This window comes from Streptomyces sp. NPDC001220, from assembly GCF_053597895.1.
Window position 1 is genome coordinate 308,663 of record NZ_JBSFJE010000007.1, and the last position, 22,461, is coordinate 331,123.

Sequence of the window (22,461 nt, forward strand, 5' to 3'; positions counted from 1 at the left end):
GACGAAACGGTCACCGTATGCGGCCGCCCAGCCACGGCGTGAGGAGGCTGACGGTGAGGCACTCCTTGTACGTGCGGTCCCCGGGCAGCGGTACGACCAGCCAGGCCATGGGCGGGAAGCGGCGGGAGCGGACGTGGGCCAGCCCGCCGAAGACGGAGCGGAGGAACGCGGGCACGTCGTCGCGCGGGAGGTCGTGGAACGCGACGCCCTCCACCGTGATCAGCGCGTCGTCGTCCGGGTAGACCCGCACGCTCACCTGGGGCGCTCCGCCGAACTCGGCGTACGCCTCGTGCGGCAGCGAACCGTCCGGGTCCGTGGTGACCCCGAAGCCCGCCGCGCCGCGCCGGGAGGTCTGGTCGGCGCCGATGTCGTGGGTCACCTCGATCTCGCGGCCGAACTCGGCGGCGATCGCGTGCAGGGCGGTCACGGCCGCCTCGGTGGTGGGGAGTTGGTCCCTGCGGTCACTCTGGTCCATACCAGCCATCATGCAGCGGTCAGTGCGGGTCGGGGAAGCGCAGGTATTGCGGCGGTACGGCTTTCGTCAGCCACACCCCGTTCGCGCTGACGTGGAAGACATGGCCGGCCCGGTGCATCGCGCCCGCGTCCACCGACAGCACGACCGGGCGCCCGCGCCGGGCACCGACCCGGGTCGCGGTCTCGCGGTCGGCCGACAGATGCACGTCGTGCCTGCTCATCGGGCGAAGACCCGCGGTCCGGATCGCGTCCAGGTACCGGGCCACCGTCCCGTGGTAGAGGTACGGCGGCGGGGTCGCCGGGGGCAGTCCGAGCTCGACGTCGACGCTGTGGCCCTGGCTGGCGCGGATCCGGGCGCCTTCGATCGCGAAACGCTGCTTGTCGTTGGCGGCGACGACGTGGTCGAGTTCCTCGCGGGTGACCGGGAAGCCGTGCGCCGCTGCCGCCGCGAGCAGCGTGTCGATCTCCACCCAGCCGGCCTCGTCGAGCGTGAGGCCGATGCGCTCGGGCTGGTGGCGCAGGTGTTTCGAGAGGTACTTCGACACCTTCACGGTGCGTCGCTCGTCCCACGTCCTGTCATTCTGTCCGATGGTCGGCTTGTCGTTCGTTTCGTGTTGCGGTCTGTGGCTCTTCTCGTCGTTCACGCCACCAGCGTGCCGGGAGAGACGCGGATCACGCAGTTATTTTTCGCCCGAGGTTTGATCCACAACCAAGTGTGGTTATCCACAGGGCAATTGGCCGTGCTGTGGACAACCGCTGGGCGGTTCACGGTGTTTCGTCAAGATCATTAACGGGTCTGTGATCTGTGGTGAGCGCGTCCAAGTGGCGTGCCCTGGCCTCTCGTTCGGCGGCCAGGGTGATGAACTCGGCGATGTGGTCCGGGCCAACGAGACGTCCTACGGCCTGAATCGTGTCGGCGGGTAGAGACACGGTACGTGTCTCCTCCCGGGACTTCGGCTGCTCCCCCGCACCAAGTCGCCGGCGCACCTCGCGGGTCGCGAACAGGCGCATGGCCCGGGCCAGTTCGGCGTCCACGGTCTGCTGGGCGAGCGGGCGCAGACGCCGTACCAGGGAGGCCGCCTCGGCCGCTTTCGCGTCGGTGCGGTGGTGCGGGTCGTCGAGGTAGCGGGCGAAGACGTGCTCGGTGGTGAACTCCAGGAAACGGGCGGCTATGTGCTCGACCTGGACCCGCAACTCCCGCAGATGGTCGGAGATCGCGGTGAGCGGTACACCCGCTGCGTACAACTCGGCCGCCACGGCCAGCTCTTGGGGGCTCGGGACGAGGAAGGAGTCCGGGTCGTCCGGTACCGGTTCCAGGACTCCGAGTGCCACGGCCTCGGCCACGGCGGTGTCGTCGGGGGTGCCGCCGAAGCGGGCGTCCAGGTCGGCGCGGGACAGCCGGGCCGGTTCCTCGTCGGTCCAGGGGCCCTCGGCCTCGGTGACGAGGCCCAGGACGCCGGCCAGGCCGCGGCCGGTGTCCCAGGCGTCGAGGAGCTCCTTGATGGAGGCCAGGGTGTAGCCGCGGGCGAGGAGATCGGCGATCTGGTGGAGGCGGGTGAGGTGGACGTCGGAGTAGAGGTTGGCCCGCCCCTGGCGTTCCGGGCGCGGGAGGAGACCCTTGTCCTGGTAGGCGCGGATGGTTCGGACGGTGGTCCGGGACCGGTGGGCCAAGTCCTCGATGCGGTAGGTCCTGTGGGGCGGGGGATCGGCCGTCACAGCCTCGGCTCCATCCTCGCGAGCCTCCGCAGCACCCCCGGTGCCACCCGCGACAGCATCCGCGCCCCCCGCGCCTCCGGGGTCACCGGTACCACCGCCCTGTTGTGCTCCACCGCCTCCAGGATCGCCGAAGCGACCTTCTCCGGAGGGTAGTTGCGCATCCCGTACAGGCGGGCCGAGCGCTGCTGCCTGCGTCGCTGCTCCGCCTCGTCGACCCCGGTGAAGCGGGCCGTCGAGGTGATGTTGGTGTTGACGATGCCGGGGCAGATCGCGGTCACGCCGATGCGCTGAGCGGCGAGTTCGGCGCGCAGGCACTCGGACAGCATCAGGACCGCCGCCTTGGAGGTGCTGTAGGCCGGCAGTACCCGCGAGGGCTGGAAGGCGGCCGCCGAGGCGACGTTCACGATGTGGCCGCCCTGGCCGCGGTCCGCCATCCGCGCGCCGAACAGGCGGCAGCCGTGGATCACGCCCCAGAGATTGACGTCCAGGACCTTGCGCCAGTCCTCCGTGGTCGTCGTGAGGAACGAGCCGGACAGGCCGATGCCCGCGTTGTTGACCAGTACGTCCAGGACCCCGTACTCGCGGTGCACCCGCTCGGCGAGCTTCTCCATGGCCTGTTCGTCGGAGACGTCGGCCGTCTCGGGCCATGCGTCCGCCGCTCCGATCAGCCGGGACAGCTCGGCGGTGCGGGCGGCGGCCTCCGCGTCTCGGTCCACGGCCACCACGCGCGCGCCCGCCTCCGCGAAGGCGAACGCCGTGGCCCGGCCGATACCGCTGCCCGCGCCGGTGACCAGGACCAGCTGGCCGCCGAACCGCTGGGCATGGCGGTCCGCGCGCTTCGGCTCGCTGCCCCGGCCGTCCTCGACGGAGATCACGAACTCCTCGATCCAGGCCGCCACCTGGTCCGGGCGGGTGCGCGGGATCCAGTGCTTGTCGGGCAGGGTGCGGCGGGTCAGCTGCGGTGCCCAGCGCTCCAGGTCGTCGTACAGCCGCTCGGAGAGGAAGGCGTCGCCCAGGGGCGTGATGAGCTGCACGGGCGCGTGCGCGTAGGCGTCCTCGCGCGGGCGGCGCAGCCGCGGTCGTACGTTGTCGCGGTACAGCCAGGCACCGTGCGCCGCGTCGGAGCGGAGGGAACCGGTCGGGTAGTCCCCGGCGGGGAGCCTCTCGGCCCGGCGGAGGATGCCCGGCCAGGCCTTGCCCAGCGGGCCCCGCCAGGCCAGTTCGGGGACGGCGGGGGTGTGCAGCAGATACACGTACCAGGACTTGGCGCCCTGGCCGAGGAGCTGCCCCACCCGGCGGGGCGTGGGGCGCTTCACGCGCGCGTCGATCCAGTGTCCGAAGTGGTCGAGGGACGGCCCGGACATCGAGGTGAAGGAGGCGACGCGACCCTCCGTGCGTCCCACGGTGACGAACTCCCAGGACTGCACCGAGCCCCAGTCGTGGCCGACCAGGTGCACCGGGCGGTCCGGGCTCACCGCGTCGATCACCGCCAGGAAGTCGTCGGTCAGCTTGGCCAGCGTGAAGCCGCCGCGCAGCGGTTGCGGTGCGGTCGAGCGGCCGTGGCCCCGGACGTCGTACAGCACCACGTGGAAGCGCTCGGCCAGGCGGGGCGCGACCTCGGACCAGACCTCCTTGCTGTCCGGGTAGCCGTGGACGAGGACGACCGTCGGCTGTGCCGGGTCGCCCAGTTCCGCCACGCACAGTTCGATGCCGCCGGTGCGTACCCGGCGCTCGCGTGCGCCCTGCAGTGCCGTCATTTGTCCTCCGCCCAGCGCCGCACGTGCGGCAGATCGTCGTCCAGCCAGAAGGCGCTCTGCTCGGGGTCCCGGGAGTCGGTGACCACGAGGATCTCCTCGAACTTGGCTCCGGTGCCCCGGAAGCCGAGGTGTGGTTCGACCGCCCACAGGCCCGGCCGGGGCGGGTGGTCGGAGAAGCGGTACGGCGACCACAGCGGCGACCAGCCCTCGCGGTGGCCGTGCAGGGCGTCGGCGGCGAGGCCCTTCAGGGACTGGGTGCCGAACCCGAAGAGATGCGGTGACCAGCGGCGCTGCCGTACCCGGTCCACCTTGTGGGCGATCACGCCGAACGGGTACGCGCGGTGCCGGTTGGCGTAGCCCTGGCGGACCATCAGGCGGTCCACGTCCTCGTAGATCTCGCGCAGCGGGCGCCGTTCGCGCACCTCGCGCAGGATCAGCTCCCGGTGTGCCTCCAGGTCGGCCATCAGCCGGTCCTGCACGGGGTTGATGCCGAGGGAGCCCGAGTAGCCGATGTCGGCCGTGAAGCCGTCGTAGACCGGGGCCAGGTCCAGGATGAACGGCATCCCGGGGGCCAGCCGGCGGTCGGTCGGGAAGAACTGCAGCGGTATGCGGAAGTCCGTGAACGCGGTGCGGTCGCCGAACCAGGCGAAGGGGAGGTGGAACCAGTCCCGTACGCCACGGGCGCGCAGCCACTCGCGCTGCATCCGGGCCGCCTCGCGCTCGGTGATCCCGGGCTCGAGCCGGGCCGCGACCGCCTCCGCGCATTCGTACGCGAGTCGCTGCACCCGCCGGAAACCCTTCAGCTCCGTGGCGCGTTCGGAGAGTACGTCCTGCACTGTCGTCGTCATCCGCCCCGTCCCCATCGACTGCGGTACGCGTCCGTAACCTGACACTGGTGAATGTGACAGTTGTTAGAGGCGACGTCAACAGGAGGTGCAAAGCCTGTGGACAACTCTGTGTAGCTCTCAGGCAGGGGATCCCCTAGGGTCCCGTAATACTCGAGAGTGATGCGAAGACGGCTCTCGGGTCTGACGACCTCCGTGGTCCACATCACTACCTTCGATGTCGTGACTGTGATCGCGACCGAAAGCCTGAGCAAGCGGTTCCCCCGGGTGACCGCGCTCGACCGGCTGTCCGTGGACATCGGACCCGGTGTGACCGGACTCGTCGGAGCCAACGGCGCCGGCAAGTCCACCCTGATCAAGATCCTGCTGGGTCTGTCCCCCGCCAGCGAGGGCCGAGCCGAGGTGCTCGGCCTCGACGTGGCGACCAAGGGTGCCGCCATCCGCGAGCGGGTGGGCTACATGCCGGAGCACGACTGCCTGCCGCCCGACGTCTCGGCCACCGAGTTCGTCGTGCACATGGCCCGCATGTCCGGCCTGCCGCCCGCCGCCGCGCGCGAGCGCACCGCCGACACCCTGCGCCATGTCGGGCTCTACGAGGAGCGGTACCGCCCCATCGGCGGTTACTCGACCGGCATGAAGCAGCGCGTCAAGCTCGCCCAGGCGCTGGTGCACGACCCCCAGCTGGTCTTCCTGGACGAGCCGACCAACGGCCTCGACCCGGTCGGCCGCGACGAGATGCTCGGCCTGATCCGCCGGATCCACACCGACTTCGGCATCTCGGTCCTGGTCACCTCGCACCTGCTCGGTGAACTGGAGCGCACCTGCGACCACGTGGTCGTCGTCGACGGCGGCAAGCTGCTGCGCTCGAGCTCCACCACGGACTTCACGCAGTCCACGACCACCCTCGCGATCGAGGTCACCGACAGCGACGAGCACCCCGACGGCACCCGCGCGGTGCGCGACGCGCTGCACGCGCGCGGGGTGGAGACGGACCACGAGGGCGGCGGCCTGCCCGGCGCCGGCCACATCCTGCTGCTCACCGCCCAGGGCGAGGAGACGTACGACCTGGTGCGTGACGTCGTCGCCGACCTCGGGCTCGGCCTGGTGCGCATGGAGCAGCGCAGACACCACATCTCCGAGGTCTTCACCAGCAGCGACGAGCAGCGGAAGGAGGCGGCCGTCCATGGCGGTTGAGCAGCCTCTGGCCACCCCCGCGGGTGACCAGTCCCGTATCCACGACATCGGCTACCGCGGCTACGACGGCCCGCGCCTGGGCCGCGCCTACGCCCGCCTGTCCCTCTACTCGCAGACCCTGCGCGGCTCCTACGGCCTCGGCCGCTCGGTGAAGTCCAAGGTGCTGCCGATGCTGCTGTTCGCGGTGATGTGCGTGCCGGCGGCCATCATGGTCGCCGTCGCCGTCGCCACGAAGGCGCACGACCTGCCGGTGTCCTACACCCGGTACGCGATCATCATGCAGGCCGTCATCAGCCTGTACGTCGCCTCGCAGGCACCCCAGGCGGTCTCCCGCGACCTGCGCTTCAAGACCATCCCGCTGTACTTCTCGCGGCCCATCGAGACCGCCGACTACGTCCGGGCCAAGTTCGCGGCCCTGGCCTCGGCGCTGTTCATCCTCACCGGCGCCCCGCTGGTCGTGCTGTACGCGGGCGCCCTGCTCTCCAAGATGGACTTCGCCCACCAGAGCAAGGGATTCGGCCAGGGACTGGTATCGGTGGCCCTGCTGTCCCTGCTCTTCGCCGGCATCGGCCTGGTCATCGCCTCGATCACGCCCCGCCGCGGCTTCGGCATCGCCGCCGTGATCGCCGTACTGACCATCTCCTACGGCGCGGTCTCCACCCTCCAGGCCATCGCGGACTCCCAGGGCAGCACCGGCGCCATCCCGTGGATCGGCCTGTTCTCGCCCGTCACCCTGATCGGCGGCCTGAGCACCGCCCTCCTCGGTGGCACCAACACCTTCCCGGGCGGAGACGGACCCTCCCACGCCCAGGGCGCGGTGTACCTGCTCGTCGTCCTCGGCCTCATCGCCGCCTGCTACGGCCTTCTGCTGCGCCGCTACAAGAAGGTGGGACTGTGACCACGCTCTCCATCGACCACGTCTCCCGCTGGTTCGGCAACGTGGTCGCCGTCAACGACATCACCATGACCATCGGCCCGGGCGTCACCGGCCTGCTCGGCCCCAACGGCGCCGGAAAGTCCACCCTCATCAACATGATGGGCGGCTTCCTCGCCCCCTCCACCGGCACGGTCACCCTCGACGGACAGCCCACCTGGCGCAACGAGGCCATCTACAAGCACATCGGCATCGTCCCCGAGCGCGAGGCGATGTACGACTTCCTCACCGGCCGCGAATTCGTCGTCGCCAACGCCGAGTTGCACGGCCTCGGTGCCAAGGCCGCCCAGAAGGCGCTGGCCACGGTGGAGATGGAGTACGCGCAGGACCGCAAGATCTCGACGTACTCCAAGGGCATGCGCCAGCGCGTGAAGATGGCGTCCGCCCTGGTCCACGACCCCTCGCTGCTCCTGCTCGACGAGCCCTTCAACGGCATGGACCCGCGCCAGCGCATGCAGCTGATGGACCTGCTGCGGAAGATGGGCGACGAGGGCCGTACGGTGCTGTTCTCCTCGCACATCCTCGAAGAGGTCGAGCAACTCGCCTGGCACATCGAGGTGGTGGTCGCCGGCCGGCACGCGGCCAGCGGCGACTTCCGCAAGATCCGCCGTCTGATGACCGACCGCCCGCACCGTTACCTGGTCCGCTCCAGCGACGACCGCACCCTCGCGGCCGCGCTGATCGCCGACCCGTCGACCTCGGGCATCGAAGTAGACCTCACCGAGGGCGCGTTGCGTATCCAGGCCGTCGACTTCGGCCGCTTCACCGCCCTGCTGCCGAGGGTCGCCCGCGACCACGGCATCCGGCTGCTCACGGTCTCGCCGTCCGACGAGTCCCTCGAATCCGTGTTCTCGTATCTGGTCGCGGCGTAGGAGGCCGAAAGATGTACGACCCCACAGTCGCCCGGCTCACTTATCGAGCCCTGCTCGGCCGCCGCCGGGCCCTCATCCTGGGGGCGCTGCCCCTGCTGCTCATCGCGATCTCGGTCGTCGTCCGGGGCCTTGCCGGCGCCGACGACCAGACCGCCTCCGACCTGCTCGGCGGCCTCGCGCTCGCGACCATGGTGCCGATCATCGGCGTCATCGCCGGCACGGGGGCCATCGGCCCGGAGATCGACGACGGCTCGGTGGTGTACCTGCTGTCCAAGCCGATCAAACGGCCGACGATCATCCTCACCAAGCTGATCGTGGCGATCGCCGTGACGATGGTGTTCTCGGCCCTGCCGACGCTGATCGCGGGCTTCATCCTCAACGGCAACGGCCAGCAGATCGCCGTCGCCTACACGGTCGCCGCGCTGGTCGCGTCGATCGCCTACGCGGCGCTCTTCCTGCTGCTGGGCACGGTGTCCCGGCACGCGGTCGTCTTCGGGCTCGTCTACGCGCTGGTCTGGGAGGCGCTGTTCGGCTCCCTCGTCCCGGGCGCGCGCACGCTGAGCGTCCAGCAGTGGTCCCTGGCGGTCGCCCACAAGGTGACGGGCGGCGAACTGGTCACGTCCGACGTGTCCCTGGTGACGGCCACGGTGCTGCTGATCGCGGTGACGGTCCTGGCCACCTGGTACGCCGGCCAGAAGCTGCGCTCGCTGACGCTGGCCGGCGAGGAGTAGACGCCCGCTTTATTGACGGGGGCTTCACCTCTGTCCGGGCACACTGGACAAAGCGGGTGCACTGCGTAGGAGGCGCGGGATGGCTGAGGGGTTCGGAGACGGGGACTGGGACGGGGTCGTCCTGGACGAGGACTTCATACGGTCCGCGGGGACTTCGGAGCCGTCCGCGCGGGCGCGGATGCTGGCCGCGAGGTGGAAGGCCGAGGGGCCGGAGCCGCAGCCGTGGCGGTCGGACGAGCCGCCGGCGGGGTGGTTCTTCAGCAAGGGGCGGCGCAGGTGGTGGCGCCGGTGAGGTGGTGGGGCGGCCGCGGGCGCCCGCAAAATCAGTAGCGCCCGACTCGGCTCGAAGGCACAGTTGTTGTGTCACCCCACCATCTGGGAGAGGAGCCGGACGATGTCCATGCACGACAGTACGTCCCGCTCCCGTCAGGGCAGCCTGCGGCGGATCGCCATGTAGCTGCCCGGGGCGGCCGCTTCGAGCACGCGATGGTCGCTCTCGCGTGGGCCGCCCACCCGGAGGATTGGCCGAGTGGTAAGGCACTGGCTTGCGCTGTGCTTGATTCAGAGCAAGCCCTGGTCGGGCCCGGGAAAGCCCGCGCACGTTCGATCCGTGCATCCTCCGCACCGCTTTGACGGCACCTCAGCCGAGCAGACGCTCCAGCACCACCGCGATGCCGTCCTCCTCGTTGGAGGACGTCACCTCGTCCGCCACAGCCTTCAGCTCCTCATGAGCGTTGGCCATGGCCACGCCCCGGGCCGCCCAGGCGAACATCGGGATGTCGTTCGGCATGTCACCGAAGGCGATCGTGTCGGCGGACTTGAGGCCCAGCCGGCGCGCGGCCAGGGACAGGCCCGTCGCCTTCGAGAGACCGAGGGGGAGCAGCTCCACGATTCCCTCGCCCGCCATGGCCACCGTGACAAAGCCCCCGGCCGCCTGCCGCGCGGCCTGGGCCAGTTCGTCGTCGGACAGTTCCGGGTGCTGTATGTAGATCTTGTTCAGCGGGGCCGACCAGAGGTCGGCCGCGTCGGCGAAGGGGACCGACGGGAGCTGGCCCCGCACCGCGTACCCCGGCCCCACCAGCACGTCGCCGTCGAGGCCGTCGCGGCTCGCGGCGAGGTACAGCGGGCCGACCTCCGCCTCGATCTTCGCCAGGGCGACCCCGGCCAGCTGACGGTCCAGCGTCACGGACGTCAGCAGCCGGTGCGACCCGGCGTCGTACACCTGCGCCCCCTGACCGCACACGGCGAGGCCGTGGTAGCCGAGGCCGTCGAGGATGGGCCGGGTCCAGGGGACGGCGCGGCCGGTGACGACGATGTGCGCGGCGCCCGCCGCGGTGGCCGCGGCGAGCGCGTCACGGGTGCGCTGCGAGATCGACTCGTCGGGGCCGAGGAGCGTTCCGTCGAGGTCGGTGGCGATGAGTCCGTAGGGGAAGCTCACCGGGACACCGGCTCCAGGACCTCCCGGCCGCCCAGGTAGGGGCGCAGCACCTCGGGGACCCGGACCGATCCGTCGGCCAGCTGGTGGTTCTCCAGGATGGCCACGATCGTGCGCGGTACGGCGCACAGTGTGCCGTTCAGCGTGGCCAGCGGCTTGACCTGCTTGCCGTCACGGACCCGGATCGACAGCCGGCGGGACTGGAACTCGGTGCAGTCCGACGTCGACGTCAGCTCGCGGTACTTGCCCTGCGTCGGGATCCACGCCTCGCAGTCGAACTTGCGGGCCGCGGAGGAGCCGAGGTCACCGGTGGCGACGTCGATCACGCGGAACGGCAGCTCCAGCGAGGTCAGCCACTGCTTCTCCCAGGCCAGCAGACGCTGGTGCTCCGCCTCCGAGTCCTCGGGGGCGACGTAGGAGAACATCTCGACCTTGTCGAACTGGTGGACGCGGAAGATGCCCTTGGTGTCCTTGCCGTGCGAACCGGCCTCGCGGCGGAAGCAGGGCGAGAAGCCGGCGTAGCGCAGCGGGAGCCGCTCGGCGTCGATGATCTCGTCCATGTGGTACGCGGCGAGCGCCACCTCGGACGTGCCGACCAGGTAGAGGTCGTCCTTGTCCAGGTGGTAGACGTCCTGGGCCGCCTGGCCGAGGAAGCCGGTGCCCGCCATGGACTGCGGCCGGACCAGCGCCGGGGTCAGCATCGGCGTGAAGCCGGCCTCGGTGGCCTGCGCGATCGCCGCGTTGACCAGCGCCAGCTCCAGGAGGGCGCCGACACCGGTCAGGAAGTAGAAGCGGGAGCCGGAGACCTTGGCGCCGCGCTCGACGTCGATCGCGCCGAGCAGCTGGCCCAGCTCCAGGTGGTCCTTGGGCTCGAAGCCCTCGGCACCGAAGTCACGGATCGTGCCGTGCTCCTCGAGCGTGACGAAGTCCTCCTCGCCGCCGACGGGCACGTCGGGGTGGACGAGGTTGCCGAGCCTGAGCAGCAGCTCCTGGGTCTCGGCGTCGGCCGCGTCGCGCTCGGCGTCGGCGGTCTTGACATCGGCGGCGAGCTGGCCGGCCTTCTTCAGCAGCTCGGCCTTCTCGTCCCCGGCGGCCTTGGGGATGAGCTTGCCGAGCTGCTTCTGCTCGTTGCGCAGCTCGTCGAAGCGGACGCCGGAGGACCTGCGCCGCTCGTCGGCGGAGAGGAGGGCGTCGACGAGCGCGACGTCCTCTCCACGGGCGCGCTGGGACGCGCGCACACGGTCGGGGTCCTCACGGAGCAGGCGTAGGTCAATCACGGAGCCAAGGCTACCGGTGTGGGGTTGCCCCCCACTAATCACTATTGACCCGTGTTCCGAATCGCGGCTTACGTTCCGTTATGGGGGAATTGCCGAGCGTGTCAATAAAAAGTGTCTCACTCCCCGAGACGGGGCAGCCGTGCGGCCCGCGGTTGACTCGATTCCCTTGTGGAGAGAGGGACTTGGGGGCGGGGTTGTCCACAGGGATCCGTGCCCTCGCCAGAGTTATCCACAGGCTGTGTGGATGAGGTGTGGACTTCGGAATCGATCACTCCGGCCCCGGCGTGTGAAGAGAGGAATTCCCCGCCCAAACCCGGGCAACACCCACTTTCGAGTGGAAAGGCGTCGCTCCAAAAGATGAACCATGGGAAACGAGTGGACGAAGGGTGATGTGGGTGATCGCCGGGCCGCCGGGGGGTTGTAGGCCGATTTGTCGACAGAGTCGGGTGTTGCTGTCGACTTGTCCCCAGGTCGAGTTGGGGACCTGTGGATAACCCCTGTGGATAACGTAGATATGAACGTATGGCCGGTTAGAAACGGCCGTCCTGGCAGCGCGCCACCCAGTCCGAGGCCGCCATGAACTCCGCGTCCGACGTCCCCGGCCGCGTCGGTGCCACGGTCTCGCCCGGCTTGATGTCCGCCCGCGGGTACGAGCCGAGGAACCGGACCTGCCGGCAGATCCGCTTCAGCCCCATCAGGGCCTCCGCCACCCGGCGGTCGGAGATGTGTCCCTCGGCGTCGATGCAGAAGCAGTAGTTGCCGATGCCGGCGCCGGTGGGCCGGGACTGCAGCAGCATCAGGTTGATGCCCCGGGTGGCGAACTCGCCGAGCAGATCACGCAGCCCGCCGGGGTGGTCGTCGTTCTGCCAGAGCACGACCGAGGTCTTGTCCGCGCCGGTCGGGGCCGCGGGCCGGGCCGGACGGCCGACCAGGACGAACCGGGTCTGCGCGTTCTTCGCGTCGTGGATCTCGGTCTCCAGGGCCTCCAGGCCGTACCGCTCGGCCGCGAACTCACCGGCGAACGCCGCGTCGTAGCGGCCCTCCTGCACCAGCCGGGCGCCGTCCGCGTTCGAGGCGGCGGACTCCCAGAGGGCGTCGGGGAGGTGGGCCCGGAGCCAGTTGCGGACCTGCGGCTGGGCGACCGGGTGCGCGGTCACCGTCTTGATCTCGGAGAGCTTGGTGCCCGGGCGGACCAGCAGCGCGAAGGTGATCGACAGCAGCACCTCGCGGTAGATCGTCAGCGGCTCGCCGGCGACCAGCTCGTCGAGGGTCGTGGTGACCCCGCCCTCGACGGAGTTCTCGATCGGCACGAAGGCGGCCTCGGCCTCGCCGCCCCGCACCGCGTCCAGCGCTGACTGCACGGAGACGTAGGGGATCAGCTCCCGGGTGGCCGCCTCCGGGAGAGTGCGCAGGGCGACTTCGGTGAAGGTGCCTTCGGGACCGAGATACGCATAGCTCGCTGGCATGTCCCTCACCCTAATGGGCGCAGGGGAGCGCGGCTCGCTTGTCCCATCGGAACCACTCGACCGGGTGGTTTGAAACCCGGAAGCACAACTGTCCGGCCTCAGCCCTCCAGCAGCCGCTGCCCCACGTACTCCCCGTCGGCCGCCCCGCCCGGCACGGCGAACAGTCCGCTCGCCTCGTGCCGGATGTACTGCGAGAGCGCGTCTCCGCGGTCCAGCTTCCGCTGCACCGGCACGAACCCGCGCAGCGGATCCGCCTGCCAGCAGACGAAGAGCAGCCCCGCGTCCGGCGTTCCGTCGGCGTCGATGCCGTCGTGGTACGAGAACGGGCGCCGCAGGATGGCCGCGCCCCCGTTCTGGTCGGGCCGGGTGATCCGGGCATGGGCGTTGATCGGGACGACGTACTCGCCGTCGGCCCTGGCCTTCTCCAGGTCCATCGCCGTCGTCTCGGAGCCCCCGGACAGGGGTGCTCCGTTCGCCTTCTTGCGCCCGATGACGTTCTCCTGGGCCGCGAGCGACAGCTTCTCCCAGTCGTCGAGGAGCATGCGGATCCGGCGTACGACGGCGTAGGAGCCGTTCGCCATCCAGGCAGGGTCGCTCGAACCGGAGGCCGGTACGAAGATCCGTTTGTCGAAGTCGGAGTCCGTCGGCTTCGGATTGCGCGTGCCGTCCAGCTGGCCCATGAGGTTGCGGGCCGTCATGGGGTGGCTGGTGGCGCCCGGGGTGCGGTTGAAGCCGTTCATCTGCCAGCGGACCCTGGCCGCGCTGCCCGCGTCCTTCTGGACGGCACGCAGCGCGTGGAAGGCGACCAGGGCGTCGTCGGCGCCGATCTGCACCCACAGGTCGCCGTTGCTGCGCGTCCTGTCGAGGTGGTCGGAGGAGAAGTCGGGCAGCGGGTCCAGGGCGGCGGGGCGCTGCTTCTCCAGGCCGGTGCGGGCGAAGAAGCTGTTGCCGAAGCCGAAGGTGACGGTCAGCGAGGAGGGACCGGCGTCACGGGCCACGTCCGTGTCGTCCTGGGTCGTCGCCTCGCCCGCCATCAACCGCTCGGCCGTCGTCGACCAGCGACGCAGCAGCGCGGCCGCCTCCTTGCGTCCCGCGCCCGCCGCGAGGTCGAAGGCGATGAGATGGCCGCGCGCCTGGAGGCCCTCGGTGATGCCGGGCTGATGTTTCCCGTGAAACATCGCCCGGTCGGTGCCCACGGTGCTGAGCGGGGTGGCCGGGGCGGGCGCGGCCGCGTAGCCGACGCCCGCGCCCGCCGCGCCGAGTACGAGTCCGGTGGCTCCGGCGGTGCCGAGCAGCGCGCGCCGGCTGACGCCTCGGGCCGGGGGAGCGGACGGGCTCTCCTCGGCGACCTGCGGACGAAGGGACTGGGAGGGTTCAGCCATGGTGCGGTTCAGCCGATCTGCGCGTTCTTGGAGACGGTCACCTGGTCGATGTCGGAGGTCCGCACGGTCACGGAGATCTGCCAGTCGCCGGCCATGGGGATCTGTACTCCGTTGGCGGCCCAGTGGCCGGTGGTGACGTGGTCGGGGGCGACGGGAAGCGGCCCGATCTTCTTGGCGGCGAGTGTGAAGGCGACCTTCACCTCGGGGACGTCGAAGGCCCGGCCGTTGGGGCGCTGGACGTAGACGTGCATCTCGTTGCTGCCCACGGCCGCGGGGTCGAGGTCGACGCGGACGACGCCCTTGCCGTCCTTGCCGCCGGTGTCGAAGGACATGTCGAGGGTCAGCGCGCCCGAGGACGAGTTCGCGGCGGCGGACGAGGAGGAGGACGCCGCCGCGGCGGTGGCCTTGGCGTCCTGCTCGGTGCGGCCCGGTTCGGTCTGCGTCAGCACGGTCGTGACCGCGAGCAGGGCGACGGCGACGCCGGCCTCGGCGAGCACCGAGCGGCGCAGGCCGAAGCGGTTGGGGTCGGCGTCGCGGACGCGCTTCTGCCGGGCGGCGTCCTTGGCGGCCTGCTGCCTGGCCAGTTGGGCGGCGCGGCCGGGGTCCGCGGAGTCGTCACCGGCGGAGCCGCCGCTGCCGGACGCGCCGGACGTGCCGGAAGCGGCGGACGCGCTGGACGCGCCGAGGGTGCCGGAAGCGGCGGAAACGGCGGACGCGCCGGAGGTACCGGAAACGGCGGCCGCGCCGGCCGCGCCGGACTTGACCGACGCCTCCTTCGTGGCGGCGGACGCCTTGACGGTCTCCTTCGCTTCCTCCGCATTGGTGACTTCCCCGACCGAGTCCGCCGTCTCCGTCCCCGTCTCCGTCACCGCCGTGTCCGCGAGCCGTCCCGTCCACCGCCGTGAGATGGACGCGATGCCGACCAGGAGCGCCACCAGCGCGATCTTGACCAGCAGCAACTGCCCGTAGGCCGTGTCGGTGAACGCCGACCAGGAGCCGAGCTGGCGCCAGGACTGGTAGATGCCGGTGGCGACCAGTGCCACCACGCTTCCGAAGGCCACCTGCGAGAAGCGGTGTACGGCGGTGGAGTCGACGGGGTTGTCGGCCGGCGCCCGGTAGAGGGCGAACAGCAGGGCGGTCAGGCCGCCCAGCCAGGTGGCGACGGCGAGCAGATGGATGACGTCGACCGGCATCGCGATGCCCGGCTGGAGCCCGGTGGAGGCGTGCTCGGCCATGGCCCAGCTGGCCGCGAGCCCGGCGGCCACGACGGTGCCGCCGATGGCGAGCCCGAAGGTCAGGTCCCGCTTCTCCGCGCCGTCCTCACGCTTGTCGTAGGCCCCGAAGAGGACGGCGATGAACAGCGCGGCGGCCGCGAGCAGCAGCAGCCGGGAGATCAGGGCGGCGCCGGGTTTGGTCTGGAGGACCTGGCCGAGCAGGTTCAGGTCGAAGATGTCGCCGAAGCTGCCGGAGGTGGTGTACGAGCCGCGCAGCAGGAGCAGCCAGAGGGTGGCCGCGGTGAGCGTCAGCCAGCCGCCGACGACCAGCCGCTGCAGGGCCTGTACGCCGGCGCCGCGCTGCCAGCAGGCGAGCACGAAGGCGGCGCCGCCGACGAGCACGATGTATCCGGCGTACGACATGTACCGCCCGAAGCCGTAGAGCCAGCCGACGACCCCGCCGCCCGCGTCCTGGTCCCCGACCGAGGCGACGGTCCTGGAGGGCGCGCCGACGGAGAAGGTGTAGGCACCGGCGACGGGGTGGCTGTCCGCCGAGACGACCTGCCAGGCGACGGTGTACGTGCCCTTGCCGAGCCCGCTCTTGAGCTGGACGCCGTAGGTCGTCCCGGTCAGGTTGTTCGGCTTGGCCACGTCGACCCGTTTGCCCGCGGGGTCGAGGACCCGGATCGAGTTGCTGTTCAGCGACACGTTCTCGGAGAACGTGAGCGAGACCTGGTCGGGTGCCTTCGGGACCACCACCCCCTGGGCGGGGTCGCTGCCGGTCAGCGCGGCGTGCGCGGAGGCCGGCCCGGCGCCGGCCAGCAGCGCGCCGGTGACGGCGAGGAACAGCAGCACCAGCGTGCGCAGGCGGGGGGTGATGGTCCGCGTCAAGGTCGGTCCCTCCCTCAGTGTCCGGTCGACGGGTTGTACGTGGCGGACTTCACCGGCATCTCGACGGTGAGCGGACCGGATTCGGCGAACTTCAGCTTCAGGGTGATCGTGTCGCCCTGTTTCGGGCGGTGCTTCAGCTTCTCGAACATCAGATGGTTGCCACCGCTTTTGAACACGAGTTGACCGTGGGCGGGCACCTCGAAGGAGCTGACCTCCTCCATCGCCCCGCCGTTGGTCTCGTGCATGGTGACCTGACCGGCGGAGTCGCTGGTGACGGATGTCAGCTCGTCGTCGGTGGCGCCCTTGTTGGTGATCGTCAGGAAGCCGGCGGCCATGTCGGCGGAGACCGGCTGGGGCATGTAAGAGGCGCCGACGGAGAGCCCGGTTCCCGAGGAGCCCGAGGAATCCGAGCCGCCGCAGCCCGCCAGGACCAGCGCGCCGGCCAGGGCTATGCCGGTCGTGGCCACGCCGGTCAGGGCGAGCCGCCGCCCGGTCAGCGCCGGTCGGGGCAGTGCCGGGAGGTGCAGGGCCGGACGCCTCACGGGTTCTCCCCCTTGATCAGCTTGGGGAGGTCCTTGGTGTAGTCGTCGACGGTGGCGTTCTCGCCGTAGAGGACGTAACCGCCGTTGGTCTTCGGCGAGAACGCCATGACCTGGGTGCCGTGCACCGAGACGGTCTTGCCGGTCTTCTTGTCCTTGTGGGTCGGCTCGATGGAGATGCCGATGGTGTGGGCGCCGGCCTGGATGGTGGAGAAGTCGCCGGTCAGGCCGATGAACTGGGAGTCGATGCCCTTGAGCCACTTGCCGAGCTCGGCCGGGGTGTCCCGGGCGGGGTCGGTGGTGACGAACACGACCCGCAGCTTGGCCTGGTCGGCCTTGGACAGCGCCTTCTTGGCGACCGCGAGGTTGTTCATGGTCAGCGGGCAGACGTCGGGGCAGTGGGTGTAGCCGAAGTAGATCAGCGTCGGCCTGCCCTTGGTCTCGGCGCGCAGGTCGTACTTCTTGCCGTGGGTGTCGGTGAGCACCAGATCAGGCTTCTGGAACGGCTGGTCCAGGACGGTCGCGGCCTTGTTCGAGGTGTCTCCGGCGACCACGGTCACGGGTGACTTGCTGTCGTCGCCGCTGCCGCAGGCGGAAAGGGTCAGAGTGGCGGCGGCGAGCAGCGCGGCCGCGGCGAACGTCTTCTTGCGCATAGGAAAATGTCCCAGATGTGAGAGATCCGGCGCGCACCGGGGGCGTACGAGAGCTACCGGGGCGTACGAGAGCTGTCGGAGCCTCGACAGCCTCGCACGGCCCCCTGTGCGCGCTACGGACGTGGAGCTCAGGCCTCGGAGCCGGTGGACCGGCGGCGGCCGGCGAGGACGCCGTAGGCGACGCCGGCCGCGCCGACCACGATGCCGACGACGCCGAGGACGCGGGCGGTGGTGTCACTGCCGCCCGAGGAGCCGGAGTCGTCGGAGGCCGTGGTCTCGGTCTTGGCCGCGGTGTCCTCGGCGGTGGTGGTCCCGTGGTGGTCGTCGGTGGCGGCGGACAGCGCGAGGGCCGGGGCCGGGTTCTCGGGCTCCTCCTGGCCCTTCTGCTGGACCTCGATCCAGCGGACGACCTCGTTGTCGGAGTACGTCTGGATCGCCTTGAAGACCAGTTGGTCGGTGTCCTCGGGCAGGGCGCCCACGGAGAGCGGGAACTTCTGGAAGTAGCCGGGTTCGATCCCCTTGTCCTCGGCGGTCCAGGTGACCTTGGTGACCGCCTCGGAGATCGTCTCGCCGTGCATCTCCATCGGCTTGGCCAGCTTGGACTTGGTGACCTCGACCTTCCAGCCGGCCATCGGCTGCGGCATCACGGAGGCCAGCGGGTGGTCGGCGGGGAAGTTGACCTCGAGCTTGGTGGTCGAGGCGTTGTCGCGCTCGTTGGGGACCTTGAAGTCGATGACCGCGTAACCGCCCTTGGCGGCGGTGCCCTCGGGCTGCACGCTGACGTGTGCGAACGCGGGCGAGGAGACGGCCAGGACGGCCGCGCCCGCGACGGCGGTGACGGCGGCGACACGGGAAGCCTTCATGGCACGGAAAGCCTTCATGGCAGGGAGCACTCCACTCTGAGTGAGTTCTGTCGTTGAGGGGGCGCGCGGGCGGCGGGAAGCGCGCACGCGCGCGTGCCGCGCGACGGCGGCAGGCCCCTCCGGATCCGGACAGATCCCGGCAAGTGCTCTGGTCGCGTCGCGTCAGGCGGCGAGAACGAGTACGGCGGCGGCCATGGGCGGCCCACGCCGGATCACGGAGTGCTGGAGCGCGACGGTGTGCGGCGCGGGCGGCTCGTCCCAGGTGTTGCGACGGCCGTGCGCGGGCGCCTCGGGTACGGCCACGAGCCCGGCGCACAGAGCGCACGCCAGCGCGAGCGCCCCGCGCAGCGAACGGACGAGCGCCCCCTCGGCGACCCCGTGCGCCGACAGCTCGATCAGCCGCAGCAACGCCAGGTCGCCGCGGCGCAGCAGCCATCCGGCGACGACGGCCGCGAGGAGGTGTCCGAGGAGCATGGGCACGGAGGGCAGCAGCGAGCCGGAGGCCCCGGTGGCGTCCGCCGCATGGGCCGTCCCGCTCAGGCCCGCGGCCGACCCGGAGGTGGCGGTGGTGAGATGCGCGTCGGAGAGGATCTTGTACGCGTGGGCGGGGGTGAGCTGCGCCGCCCCGGCCCCGCACACCAGCCGCGCGGCCCGCTCGACCAGCGAGGCGTCACTCGCCGACAGGGAGGTCAGGGAAGCCGTGGACGACATGCCCGGCATCGACGACATGGACATCGAGCCGGCCGACATCGCCGCGCCGCCGTGCTGACCGAGCCCGAACAGCGTGTGCAGCGTGGTCTGCACGACCGCGAGCAGTGCCACGATCCCCGGCAGCGTGCGGGCCCGCCCGGTGAGCGGGGCGACGAGTGCCAGGGTGCCCAGGAAGCCCGCGCCGAGCGTCCACAGCGGAACGGTCGCGCAGGATGCCAGGGTGTGCCCCGCCGCGGCCAGCACGACACAGAGCGCGGCGAACACCGCGGCCCGCAGGAGCCGCAGTCCGCTTCCGGTGCGCGCCGCGCGCGGGTGGGGGGCGTTCATGGCGCGCTCATCATCGCACTGGGCCCGCACCCGCCATACGGCAGGTCCAACAGATTCGGTTACAGGTGAAAGGAGTGAAAGAACCGGAAGATCGTCCTTGCCGTGAACCGCCCACTCATACACCGAAACCTCCCAAGGCGCATCCCCCGGATGGGCGTTCTCACATGGACGGAGTGCTTACACCCGGGCACGGGTGGCAATAGGTATCGGTATGTCGAGCCGCGGCCAGGAGGCTGGAGCATGAGCATCTGGTGGTCACTCCATCTGCGGCGTGAGGCCGCGAGCGTCCCGCTCGCCCGGCGACTGCTGATCGGCACGATGGAGACGGCGGGCGTCGACCCCGAGATCTCCTACGACCTCTCCGTCGCCCTCAGTGAGGCCTGCGCGAACGCCGTGGAACACGGCGGGGCGGGCCGCCCTTCGGAGGCGTACCGGGTCACCGCCTACCTGGACGGCGAGAAGTGCCGTATCGAAGTGGCCGATTCCGGCCCGGGGGTGGGTCCGGGGTTCGCCCGCACCCAGGAGATCAGACCCGCTCGCCTCGACGCCGAGCACGGCAGAGGGCTCTGTCTGATCAGAGAACTCGCCGATCACGTCCACATCGGCAACAAGCCGGGTCGTGGCGGCACAGTGGTCAGCTTCGACAAGATCCTCAAGTGGACCAAAGATCCTTCCCTGCTTTCGGCATGACTCTCCCTCCCGCATAACCCGCGCGCTAGGGTGCGCGCATGATTCTCGAAAAGATTAAAGAAAAAGCAATCCGGCCCGGCGTGATATTGCGTCCCATTGCCGTGGGCGACGCGAAACCGCTGTCCGCCGCGTACGTCGGCAACCGAAAGCATCTCGAACCCTGGGAACCGCTCAGACCCGAGTCCTTCTTCACCGTCGAGGGTCAGACCGAGCGCATCGATGGCCTGCTGCGACAGGCCGCGGACGGGATCATGGTCCCCTGGGTCATGGAGGCGGCCGAGGACCGCCGGATCGTCGGCGCGATCACTCTTTCCGGAATTTCCCTGGGCCCTTTCTGCAGTTCGTACGTCGGCTATTGGGTGGCCGGTGATCAACAGGGCCGCGGTCTGGCCAGCGCCGCCCTGGAGCGGGTCTGCGAGATCGCCCGGGAGGTGCTGGGGCTCCACCGGATCGAGGCGTCCACCCTGATCGACAACACGACGTCGCAACGCGTACTGAAGAAATGCGGATTCGAGACCATCGGAGATGCGCCGCAGTATCTCCACATCAATGGAGAATGGCGGGACAGCCGGCTGTTCCAGCGGGTTCTGCACGATCGCGACCCGGCCCTGTGACGACGCCGGCCCCACCGCTGTGACCAGTGTTTTTCCGCCGAGTTCAGCTTCCTGGGCGTTCACAGCCGGTTGCCAGCCCCGGCCCATGCCTCTGACAAGCGGCCTTCCTAGCTTCGTCGGCCATGACGGGAAACCACAAAGACACGTCGATCACCCGCCGCCGCGCCCTCGTGGTGTCCGGCGGCACGGTGGCGGCCGGCGGCCTCGCGGTCGCCGGCTTCCAGTCGGCCTTCGCCGATGCCGCCGACACCGACGCGGACGCCGCGGCCTCCGCGAGTTCCACCAGCAGTGAGTGCATGACGCTGATGAGCAGCGTCACGGAGGGCCCGTACTACCTCGATGGTGCCTTGGTGCGCAAGGACATCACCGAGGGCAAGGCCGGCGTCCCGCTGACCCTTCGCCTGACCGTCGTGGACGCCACCGACGGCTGCACCCCGGTCAAGGGTGCCGCGGTCGAGATCTGGCACTGCGACGCCTGGGGCTACTACTCCGGTTACACCACCGCCAACCCGGGCGGCTCCGCCCCCGCGGAGAGCGAGGAGGGCGACTCCGCCGACGACAACACCTATCTGCGCGGCTACCAGATCGCCAACGCCAACGGGGTCGTCAAGTTCGAGACGATCTTCCCCGGCTGGTACACCCCGCGCACCTGTCACATCCACGTGAAGGTGCACACGGGCGGCGAGATGGAGGACGGCACCTACGAGGGCGGCATCGTCAACTACACCGGCCAGCTGTTCTTCGCCGACGACATCGCCGAGGAGATCTTCACCCTCGACCCCTACGCGAAGCACACCGGCAGCTACACCGTCCTCGCCGACGACATGGTCTACGACGGCGGGGGCGCCTCCAGCGGTCTGCTGACCCTGAAGGCCGTGCACAAGAAGGACCCTTCGAAGGGCTACCGGGGTTCCCTGACCCTGGGCATCGACCCGAACGCCGAGAACACGGGCGCCGGCAGCGGCGGCGCAGGCACCCCGCCCAGCGGCGCTCCGACCGGTACTCCGCCGAGCGACAGCGCCTCCCCCTCGGCCTCCGCCTCCTCATAAGGTAAGGGACATGACAAGCCGCGAGGACGACGCGCTGGCGCAGGCCGCCGTGGCCGCGCTCACCGGTCAGCTGGCGCTGGCCCCGAAACCGGGGCTGCCCGACCCGCGTGACCTGGACGCCCGCAGCAGGCGCCGGGAGCACGACAGTCTGCGCTGGTCGGCAAGGGCGCTGGCGCCCGGCCTCGCGGCGATGGCCGCCTCCGCCCGCCGTACCGGTGAGGCCTCGCCGGTGCTGCGGGCGGAGCTGGGCGCGATCGGCCGGTCCACCGAGCACTCGGTCGGGCTGGCCGGCGGCGGCCACAAGGGCGCCCTGTGGGCCCTGGGCCTCCTGGTCGCCGCGGCCGCCCTGGACCCTCGGGCCAGGGCCCGCGAGATCGCCGTCACGGCCCGCAGGATCGCCGCCTTCAACGACAAGGGCGCCCCCAGGCGCCCCTCCCGGGGTTCGTCGATCTCAGTCAAGTACGGCGCGGCCGGCGCCCGGGGCGAGGCCAGGGCCGGATTCCCGCACGTACGACGGGCGTTGGAAGCACTCACGACGGCCCGCACGGCGGGCGCCACCGAGAACCAGGCCCGTCTGGACGCCCTGCTCACCGTGATGTCCACCCTCCAGGACACCGAACTCCTCTACACCGCGGGCCCCCTGGGCCTGCGCCACGTCCAGGCGGGCGCCCGCGGTGTCCTGGAGGCGGGCGGTACGGCGACGGCGGCCGGCGCCGAGGCGCTGACGGCCCTGGACGCCGACCTGTACGAGCGCGGCTGGAGCCCGCGGGGCAGTGCGGGCCTGCTGGCCGGTGCCCTGTTCCTGGACGCCCTGCCGACACGGTGAG

The 22,461-nt window shown here is 70.6% G+C and carries 23 protein-coding genes and 1 tRNA gene; 10 read left to right on the forward strand and 14 right to left on the reverse strand.

The window, feature by feature from the left end; genetic code table 11:
- Positions 1 to 10: 10 nt before the first annotated feature.
- The 5 genes from ACWDGI_RS19305 to ACWDGI_RS19325 all read right to left on the reverse strand — a co-directional run bounded on the left by ACWDGI_RS19305 (position 11) and on the right by ACWDGI_RS19325 (position 4,795).
- Positions 11 to 475: a hypothetical protein gene (locus tag ACWDGI_RS19305; protein ID WP_450760507.1), complete on the reverse strand. Its 465-nt coding sequence runs from the start codon at positions 473 to 475 to the stop codon at positions 11 to 13.
- 19 nt (positions 476 to 494) lie between these two features.
- The gene (locus ACWDGI_RS19310) at positions 495 to 1,064 is read right to left on the reverse strand and encodes an RNA 2'-phosphotransferase (RefSeq protein WP_450760733.1); all 570 of its coding nucleotides are present in this window, start codon (positions 1,062 to 1,064) and stop codon (positions 495 to 497) included.
- Positions 1,065 to 1,239: 175 nt separating this feature from the next.
- The gene (locus ACWDGI_RS19315; RefSeq protein WP_450760509.1) at positions 1,240 to 2,190 is read right to left on the reverse strand and encodes a MerR family transcriptional regulator; all 951 of its coding nucleotides are present in this window, start codon (positions 2,188 to 2,190) and stop codon (positions 1,240 to 1,242) included.
- Positions 2,187 to 3,947 carry an SDR family oxidoreductase gene (locus ACWDGI_RS19320; protein ID WP_450760511.1) on the reverse strand — a complete coding sequence of 587 codons (1,761 nt, stop codon included), beginning with the start codon at positions 3,945 to 3,947 and terminating at the stop codon, positions 2,187 to 2,189. The genes ACWDGI_RS19315 and ACWDGI_RS19320 overlap by 4 nt, the downstream gene beginning before the upstream one ends.
- On the reverse strand, positions 3,944 to 4,795 hold the full coding sequence (locus ACWDGI_RS19325) for a M24 family metallopeptidase (protein ID WP_450760513.1): 852 nt from the start codon (positions 4,793 to 4,795) through the stop codon (positions 3,944 to 3,946). Before ACWDGI_RS19325 ends, ACWDGI_RS19320 begins: the two co-directional genes overlap by 4 nt.
- Positions 4,796 to 5,020: 225 nt before the next feature.
- On the opposite strand from ACWDGI_RS19325, the gene ACWDGI_RS19330 reads away from it, so the two are divergent.
- The 6 genes from ACWDGI_RS19330 (at position 5,021) to ACWDGI_RS19355 (ending at position 9,145) form a co-directional block, all read left to right on the forward strand.
- Complete coding sequence (locus ACWDGI_RS19330; RefSeq protein ID WP_362559838.1) at positions 5,021 to 5,986, forward strand: ABC transporter ATP-binding protein; 966 nt, start codon at positions 5,021 to 5,023, stop codon at positions 5,984 to 5,986.
- Entirely contained in the window at positions 5,976 to 6,884 is a 909-nt protein-coding gene (locus tag ACWDGI_RS19335; protein ID WP_450760515.1) for an ABC transporter permease, read from the forward strand. Before ACWDGI_RS19330 ends, ACWDGI_RS19335 begins: the two co-directional genes overlap by 11 nt.
- Positions 6,881 to 7,792, forward strand: coding sequence for an ABC transporter ATP-binding protein (locus ACWDGI_RS19340; RefSeq protein WP_450760516.1), 912 nt, complete (start codon positions 6,881 to 6,883; stop codon positions 7,790 to 7,792). Before ACWDGI_RS19335 ends, ACWDGI_RS19340 begins: the two co-directional genes overlap by 4 nt.
- An 11-nt stretch (positions 7,793 to 7,803) precedes the next feature.
- Positions 7,804 to 8,523: an ABC transporter permease gene (locus ACWDGI_RS19345; protein WP_360480941.1), complete on the forward strand. Its 720-nt coding sequence runs from the start codon at positions 7,804 to 7,806 to the stop codon at positions 8,521 to 8,523.
- 79 nt (positions 8,524 to 8,602) lie between these two features.
- Positions 8,603 to 8,815, forward strand: a complete 213-nt coding sequence (locus tag ACWDGI_RS19350; RefSeq protein ID WP_450760519.1) for an SGM_3592 family protein — start codon at positions 8,603 to 8,605, stop codon at positions 8,813 to 8,815.
- Between the two features lie 223 nt (positions 8,816 to 9,038).
- Positions 9,039 to 9,145 (forward strand) — tRNA-OTHER (locus ACWDGI_RS19355).
- Positions 9,146 to 9,163: 18 nt separating this feature from the next.
- On the opposite strand, the gene ACWDGI_RS19360 is transcribed toward ACWDGI_RS19355, so the two are convergent.
- The 9 genes from ACWDGI_RS19360 to ACWDGI_RS19400 form a co-directional block, all read right to left on the reverse strand.
- Positions 9,164 to 9,961 carry an HAD family hydrolase gene (locus ACWDGI_RS19360; protein ID WP_450760521.1) on the reverse strand — a complete coding sequence of 266 codons (798 nt, stop codon included), beginning with the start codon at positions 9,959 to 9,961 and terminating at the stop codon, positions 9,164 to 9,166.
- Positions 9,958 to 11,235, reverse strand: a complete 1,278-nt coding sequence (serS, locus tag ACWDGI_RS19365) for a serine--tRNA ligase (protein WP_450760522.1) — start codon at positions 11,233 to 11,235, stop codon at positions 9,958 to 9,960. Before serS ends, ACWDGI_RS19360 begins: the two co-directional genes overlap by 4 nt.
- A gap of 530 nt (positions 11,236 to 11,765) precedes the next feature.
- Positions 11,766 to 12,701, reverse strand: a complete 936-nt coding sequence (pheA, locus tag ACWDGI_RS19370; protein WP_450760524.1) for a prephenate dehydratase — start codon at positions 12,699 to 12,701, stop codon at positions 11,766 to 11,768.
- Positions 12,702 to 12,799: 98 nt separating this feature from the next.
- Positions 12,800 to 14,083, reverse strand: coding sequence for an iron uptake transporter deferrochelatase/peroxidase subunit (gene efeB / locus ACWDGI_RS19375; protein ID WP_450760526.1), 1,284 nt, complete (start codon positions 14,081 to 14,083; stop codon positions 12,800 to 12,802).
- Between the two features lie 8 nt (positions 14,084 to 14,091).
- On the reverse strand, positions 14,092 to 16,188 hold the full coding sequence (locus ACWDGI_RS19380; protein WP_450760528.1) for a copper resistance CopC/CopD family protein: 2,097 nt from the start codon (positions 16,186 to 16,188) through the stop codon (positions 14,092 to 14,094).
- A 14-nt stretch (positions 16,189 to 16,202) separates the two neighbouring features.
- Complete coding sequence (locus tag ACWDGI_RS19385) at positions 16,203 to 16,664, reverse strand: copper chaperone PCu(A)C (protein ID WP_450760735.1); 462 nt, start codon at positions 16,662 to 16,664, stop codon at positions 16,203 to 16,205.
- A 62-nt stretch (positions 16,665 to 16,726) separates the two neighbouring features.
- Positions 16,727 to 17,380, reverse strand: a complete 654-nt coding sequence (locus ACWDGI_RS19390; protein ID WP_450760530.1) for an SCO family protein — start codon at positions 17,378 to 17,380, stop codon at positions 16,727 to 16,729.
- 128 nt (positions 17,381 to 17,508) lie between these two features.
- Complete coding sequence (locus ACWDGI_RS19395; protein ID WP_450760532.1) at positions 17,509 to 18,243, reverse strand: YcnI family copper-binding membrane protein; 735 nt, start codon at positions 18,241 to 18,243, stop codon at positions 17,509 to 17,511.
- Between the two features lie 162 nt (positions 18,244 to 18,405).
- Positions 18,406 to 19,281 carry a hypothetical protein gene (locus tag ACWDGI_RS19400; RefSeq protein WP_450760534.1) on the reverse strand — a complete coding sequence of 292 codons (876 nt, stop codon included), beginning with the start codon at positions 19,279 to 19,281 and terminating at the stop codon, positions 18,406 to 18,408.
- A 240-nt stretch (positions 19,282 to 19,521) separates the two neighbouring features.
- On the opposite strand from ACWDGI_RS19400, the gene ACWDGI_RS19405 reads away from it, so the two are divergent.
- The 4 genes from ACWDGI_RS19405 to ACWDGI_RS19420 all read left to right on the forward strand — a co-directional run bounded on the left by ACWDGI_RS19405 (position 19,522) and on the right by ACWDGI_RS19420 (position 22,460).
- Positions 19,522 to 19,971, forward strand: a complete 450-nt coding sequence (locus tag ACWDGI_RS19405; protein WP_450760536.1) for an ATP-binding protein — start codon at positions 19,522 to 19,524, stop codon at positions 19,969 to 19,971.
- A gap of 38 nt (positions 19,972 to 20,009) precedes the next feature.
- Complete coding sequence (locus ACWDGI_RS19410) at positions 20,010 to 20,585, forward strand: GNAT family N-acetyltransferase (RefSeq protein WP_450760538.1); 576 nt, start codon at positions 20,010 to 20,012, stop codon at positions 20,583 to 20,585.
- A gap of 122 nt (positions 20,586 to 20,707) precedes the next feature.
- Entirely contained in the window at positions 20,708 to 21,634 is a 927-nt protein-coding gene (locus tag ACWDGI_RS19415) for an intradiol ring-cleavage dioxygenase (protein WP_450760540.1), read from the forward strand.
- Between the two features lie 10 nt (positions 21,635 to 21,644).
- On the forward strand, positions 21,645 to 22,460 hold the full coding sequence (locus ACWDGI_RS19420) for a triphosphoribosyl-dephospho-CoA synthase (protein ID WP_450760542.1): 816 nt from the start codon (positions 21,645 to 21,647) through the stop codon (positions 22,458 to 22,460).
- Position 22,461 lies beyond the last annotated feature (1 nt).

Excerpts from the sequence above, each read along its gene's own strand:
- ACWDGI_RS19305 (WP_450760507.1), bottom strand. The coding sequence starts at position 475 with ATGGACCAGAGTGACCGCAGGGACCAACTCCCCACCACCGAGGCGGCC.
- ACWDGI_RS19320 (WP_450760511.1), bottom strand. The coding sequence starts at position 3,947 with ATGACGGCACTGCAGGGCGCACGCGAGCGCCGGGTACGCACCGGCGGC.
- ACWDGI_RS19325 (WP_450760513.1), bottom strand. The coding sequence starts at position 4,795 with ATGACGACGACAGTGCAGGACGTACTCTCCGAACGCGCCACGGAGCTG.
- ACWDGI_RS19335 (WP_450760515.1), top strand. The coding sequence starts at position 5,976 with ATGGCGGTTGAGCAGCCTCTGGCCACCCCCGCGGGTGACCAGTCCCGT.
- ACWDGI_RS19345 (WP_360480941.1), top strand. The coding sequence starts at position 7,804 with ATGTACGACCCCACAGTCGCCCGGCTCACTTATCGAGCCCTGCTCGGC.
- ACWDGI_RS19350 (WP_450760519.1), top strand. The coding sequence starts at position 8,603 with ATGGCTGAGGGGTTCGGAGACGGGGACTGGGACGGGGTCGTCCTGGAC.
- pheA (WP_450760524.1), bottom strand. The coding sequence starts at position 12,701 with ATGCCAGCGAGCTATGCGTATCTCGGTCCCGAAGGCACCTTCACCGAA.
- efeB (WP_450760526.1), bottom strand. The coding sequence starts at position 14,083 with ATGGCTGAACCCTCCCAGTCCCTTCGTCCGCAGGTCGCCGAGGAGAGC.
- ACWDGI_RS19390 (WP_450760530.1), bottom strand. The coding sequence starts at position 17,380 with ATGCGCAAGAAGACGTTCGCCGCGGCCGCGCTGCTCGCCGCCGCCACT.
- ACWDGI_RS19395 (WP_450760532.1), bottom strand. The coding sequence starts at position 18,243 with ATGAAGGCTTCCCGTGTCGCCGCCGTCACCGCCGTCGCGGGCGCGGCC.
- ACWDGI_RS19400 (WP_450760534.1), bottom strand. The coding sequence starts at position 19,281 with ATGAACGCCCCCCACCCGCGCGCGGCGCGCACCGGAAGCGGACTGCGG.
- ACWDGI_RS19405 (WP_450760536.1), top strand. The coding sequence starts at position 19,522 with ATGAGCATCTGGTGGTCACTCCATCTGCGGCGTGAGGCCGCGAGCGTC.
- ACWDGI_RS19410 (WP_450760538.1), top strand. The coding sequence starts at position 20,010 with ATGATTCTCGAAAAGATTAAAGAAAAAGCAATCCGGCCCGGCGTGATA.
- ACWDGI_RS19415 (WP_450760540.1), top strand. The coding sequence starts at position 20,708 with ATGACGGGAAACCACAAAGACACGTCGATCACCCGCCGCCGCGCCCTC.
- ACWDGI_RS19420 (WP_450760542.1), top strand. The coding sequence starts at position 21,645 with ATGACAAGCCGCGAGGACGACGCGCTGGCGCAGGCCGCCGTGGCCGCG.